The 3,993-nt window shown below is 71.5% G+C and carries 4 protein-coding genes; 1 reads left to right on the forward strand and 3 read right to left on the reverse strand.

Going from position 1 to position 3,993, the window contains the following annotated elements; genetic code table 11:
* Positions 1 to 449 (reverse strand): M24 family metallopeptidase (locus VFW79_RS08985; protein WP_329676971.1); only part of this gene is annotated, 449 nt, incomplete at its 3' end.
* Positions 450 to 514: 65 nt separating this feature from the next.
* Between VFW79_RS08985 and VFW79_RS08990 the strand changes: the two genes are divergently transcribed.
* Positions 515 to 817 carry a helix-turn-helix transcriptional regulator gene (locus VFW79_RS08990; protein ID WP_329676972.1) on the forward strand — a complete coding sequence of 101 codons (303 nt, stop codon included), beginning with the start codon at positions 515 to 517 and terminating at the stop codon, positions 815 to 817.
* A gap of 21 nt (positions 818 to 838) precedes the next feature.
* Here VFW79_RS08990 and VFW79_RS08995 read toward each other — a convergent pair whose 3' ends face one another.
* A complete protein-coding gene (locus VFW79_RS08995; RefSeq protein ID WP_329676973.1) occupies positions 839 to 2,653 on the reverse strand; it encodes an NAD-binding protein in 1,815 nt (604 codons plus the stop codon).
* A gap of 93 nt (positions 2,654 to 2,746) precedes the next feature.
* On the reverse strand, positions 2,747 to 3,757 hold the full coding sequence (locus VFW79_RS09000; RefSeq protein ID WP_329676974.1) for a LacI family DNA-binding transcriptional regulator: 1,011 nt from the start codon (positions 3,755 to 3,757) through the stop codon (positions 2,747 to 2,749).
* Positions 3,758 to 3,993 lie beyond the last annotated feature (236 nt).

Raw genomic sequence — 3,993 nt, forward strand, 5'->3', positions numbered from 1 at the left:
ATGCGAGCTCCGGGCCCGGCAGCCGCGATGCCTGCGCTCAGTGCGCGCTCGGTTGCGCTGATCATCGCGACGCTCTCCGGGGGCTGTGAGCTGCCCACGATGAAGCTGATGGCCGAGTCGGCAGCGACTCCGCCGAGGGAGGCGGCGAGGTCGAGCGTCAGCAGATCGCCATCGGCCAGCGCGTAGTCGTAGGGCAGCCCGTGGAGCACGGCATCGTTGACGGACGTGCAGATGTAGTGGCCGAACGGCCCGCGTCCGAAGGACGGTGCGTAGTCGACGTAGCAGGACTGCGCTCCGGCCTCGACGATCATGGCCTGCGCCCACCGGTCGATGTCCAGGAGGTTCGTCCCGACTGCGCTACGGCTCTTCAGGGCCTGCAGGATGTCAGCGACCAGGGCGCCTGTCTCTCGTGCTCGGCCCAGCTCGGCGGGGTTCAGGATCTCGATCATGCGGCGCCCTTCTGTTCGGCCAATAACTATACCGGCCATACTATCCCGGTACTAGAATTGGAGGCATGGTCAGACTGCCGCTCACTCCCGCCGAGGTGGAGCGCGGTCAGCGCCTCGGCACCCTCCTGCGTCGGGCCAGGGGAGAGCGCTCGATGCTCGAGACCGCGCTCGACGCATGCGTCTCACCGGAGACGCTCCGGAAGATCGAGACGGGCCGCGTACCGACGCCTGCCTTCCCGACGATCGCCGCGATCGCCGAGGTCCTCGGCCTCTCCCTCGATGCGGTGTGGGCCGAGATCAACCAGCCCGAACGCGGTGCTGAGCCGGCCGGCTCGGGGCACGACACGCGAGAGCGGTTGGCCTCGTAGGTCCCGATCCCGCAGCCGGGCTCAGGAGCTCGTCGCCGGCCCTGGGTGTCCGGCGGTCCACGGCAGCGCATCCTGCCGCAGCAGACCGAGCAGCTCCTCGTGCGGACCGACCACGAACGCCTCGTCGTGCGCCTCGAGCGTGGTCCACCGTCGAGCGACGCGGTGCACCTCCTGCTCACCGCGGTGGCGCACCGACAGCACGCGGCTCCGCCCGGTCAACGCGTCGAGGCGTGCGCCGTCGAGCCCCCCGCCTGGTGTGACCTGCACCCGTGCGTACAGCAACGGGACGTCGCCCGCGAAGAACGTCCCCAGCACCTCGAGCCCGAGGGCGGCGCCGACGAACCATGGAGCAGCGAGCTCGTCGGTGGACCGCACGTGCGTGAACCCGAACGCCTGCCGGACGGTCGCCGCGAGGCGACGGTCGGCGAGCCGGATCGCGACCGGGACGTCGGTGCGCTCACCGAGCCAGTCACGCACCGCGAGGGCGACCTCGAGGTTCGTCAGGTCGTCGGACGTGAGCACGGCCACGGCCTTGGCGCGGTCGAGGTTCACCAGCTGCAGCGTGCGGGGGAGCGTGGCGTCCCCGAGGACGACCTTGGCGCCCAGGCCCCGCACCTGAGCCAGGTACCGGTTCGTCTCGTCGGTCTCCACGACGACCACCGGCGTGCCCGTCGCGATGACCGACTCGACGACGCGCGCCCCGACCGAGCCGAGGCCCACGACGATCACGTGTCCGCGCAGATCGGTGACCTGCCCGTGGCCGAGCGCCTCCTGCAGTCGTTGTGAGACGAGCAGGTTGGTCAGCAGCGCGTAGACCAGCGCCGCGAGGACCGCCCCGGCCACCATGAGCAGGACCGCATAGGCGCGGAGCCAGCTCGGCTGCGCGCGGAAGCTGAAGTCGCCGTAGCCGATCGTCCCGATGGTCTCCGCGGTGAAGTAGAGGGCGTCGAGCGGCGTCATGCGCGTGCCGTCCGCCTCGCGGTAGCCGATCATCAGCACGGCGATCGAGATCAGCCCGAGGCCGAGAAGCGCCGCGAGAGCACGGCGCAGCCGGGTGTCGGTGGCCCGTGCGACGGCCCGGCCCCACCGGCGCACGGCACCAGCCTCGTCGCGCTCGCCGTGAGCCTCAACGGAGGGTGACCGAACGGTCGCGGGCTGGACCGCCGGGCGAGTCGACCGGACCACCTCGTCCCAGATCGCCGCGGGTCCGAGCAGGCTCACAGCGTCCCCCGCGCGCACCTCGAGATCACGCCCAGGGCAGACCACCGACTCCTCCGACCCGAGCCGCTGCACGCACAAGGGGACAAGGACCTCACCGAACAGGTCCCGCAGCAGGCCGTCGCGTGGCGCTGCCACCGTGCGCACCTGCGCCACCTCGTCGGCGATCCGCAACCCGTGCCCCTGCTCGCCGAGGCACGCCTCGACGATCGCGGGCGAGGCGATCGTCGCGACGTCGAGCACCAGGATGCCCACGTCGGCCCGTACCGCGCGCGCGACCGCCTGGTTGCGGATCTGGGCCACGACGGTCAGCTCGGGTCGGAGCCGACGGGCGAGCAGCGCGGTCTCCAGCGCCCCGAGGTCTGTCGAGGACAGGCAGACGACCGCACGAGCGTCGCGAAGGCCGGCAGCACCGAGCGCGGCGGCCGCTCCGTCGTGGTGCGGGACGACGGTCGCGCCCATGGCGGTCGCAGCCTGGACCGCGCCGGGTCGGGCACCGTCGTCCACCGCGACGACCTCCAGGCCGAGGGCGACGAGATGCTCGATGACGCGGAGGCCGAGGCCCTCGAGCCCATGCACGATCACGTGTCCCGGGGGCCTCGCCACGCGATGGTTCATGTGCGCATGATCCCGCATCGCGCCTGCTCGGGCATGCGAGGCCACTCCGGCGCGATCGGCGCACGCGTGCGCCGATTCGCTACTGCAGGGCCGTCACCGGCGTCGGCCCCTCGGCGGCAGCTCCCCGCTGCCGCGGATGATCAACCGTGGCTGCACGATGCGGCGCGAGGGTTCGTCACGGGAGCCCGCAATCCGATCGAAGAGGACCTGCGCCGCGACGGTACCGAGCTCTCTCGGGTCGCCGGCGACCACCGTGATCGGTACTGCGAGCAGGTCGGCCATCGGGAAGTCGTCGAACCCGACCAGCGCGGTGTCGTGTGACGACCCAAGCGCTCGCACCAGGCCCTGGGTCACGAAGCCCGTCGTGGCGAAGATGGCAGTGGGGGGGTCGGGAAGCGCAAGAAGCGTGCGCGCGGCGTCCTCCGCGTCGACCACCGAGCCGTGCCCGAGGATCGAGATGAGTGACTCGTCGACCCCGCCGAGCTCGTTCTCCATCGCCTCGCGGTAGCCGCGCAGCCGCTCGGCGGTGGCCCAGCGGCTCGGGGCGACGACGATGCCGATCCGCTCGTGGCCGTGGCTCACGAGGTGGCGCACCGCCATGCGTGCTCCAGCGGCGTTGTCGATCACCACCTCGTCGGCCACGAGACCGCCGCCGGGTCGGTCGATGAACACGACAGGGGTCCCACGGTCGACGTCGGTCTGGAGCCGGGAGTAGTCCTCGGCACCGGGCACCACCATGAGGCCGGCTACCTGCCTGCCGAGCAGCGCCTCGATCGCTGCGAGCTCGGCTTCAGGGTCCTCGTCGGCGCTGGAGAGCACGACGCGATATCCCCAGCTCCGCGAGACGGCGATCACGGCCGACGCGACAGAGGCGAAGAACGGGTTCGTCAGGTCACCGAGCAGCAGGCCGATGTCCATCGAGCGCTGCCCGGCCCGCATGCTGCGGGCGATCTCGTTGCGCCGGTACCCCGTCTCGGCGATGGCCGCCTCGACCCGTTGACGGGTGGCGGCGCTCACCTTGCCCTCACCGTTCACGACACGTGACACCGTCTTCATGCCGACGCCGGCGACCTCCGCGACATCGGCCATCGTGGGGCGAGTCACGCTTCCTCCCGCTGGCCATCCGGCGCGTTGCGACGTCGGGGGCAGATCGGACGCGTCCGGTTCGACCCCGTCTGAGGACCGTACTGGGTTCACAGCGCGTCGCCGCCAGATCCGGGGCCGTCGTCCTCTCCGGGACCGTACGCCCCCCGATCGTCGAGAGGATCGCTGAACTCCAGCGCGCCGGTCATCGCGCCGAGGACCTTCTCCGGCGTGAACTCCCCGCGCCGCAGCGTGGC

The organism is Cellulomonas sp. (assembly GCF_036279715.1).
In the GTDB taxonomy this organism is placed as follows: domain Bacteria; phylum Actinomycetota; class Actinomycetes; order Actinomycetales; family Cellulomonadaceae; genus Cellulomonas_A.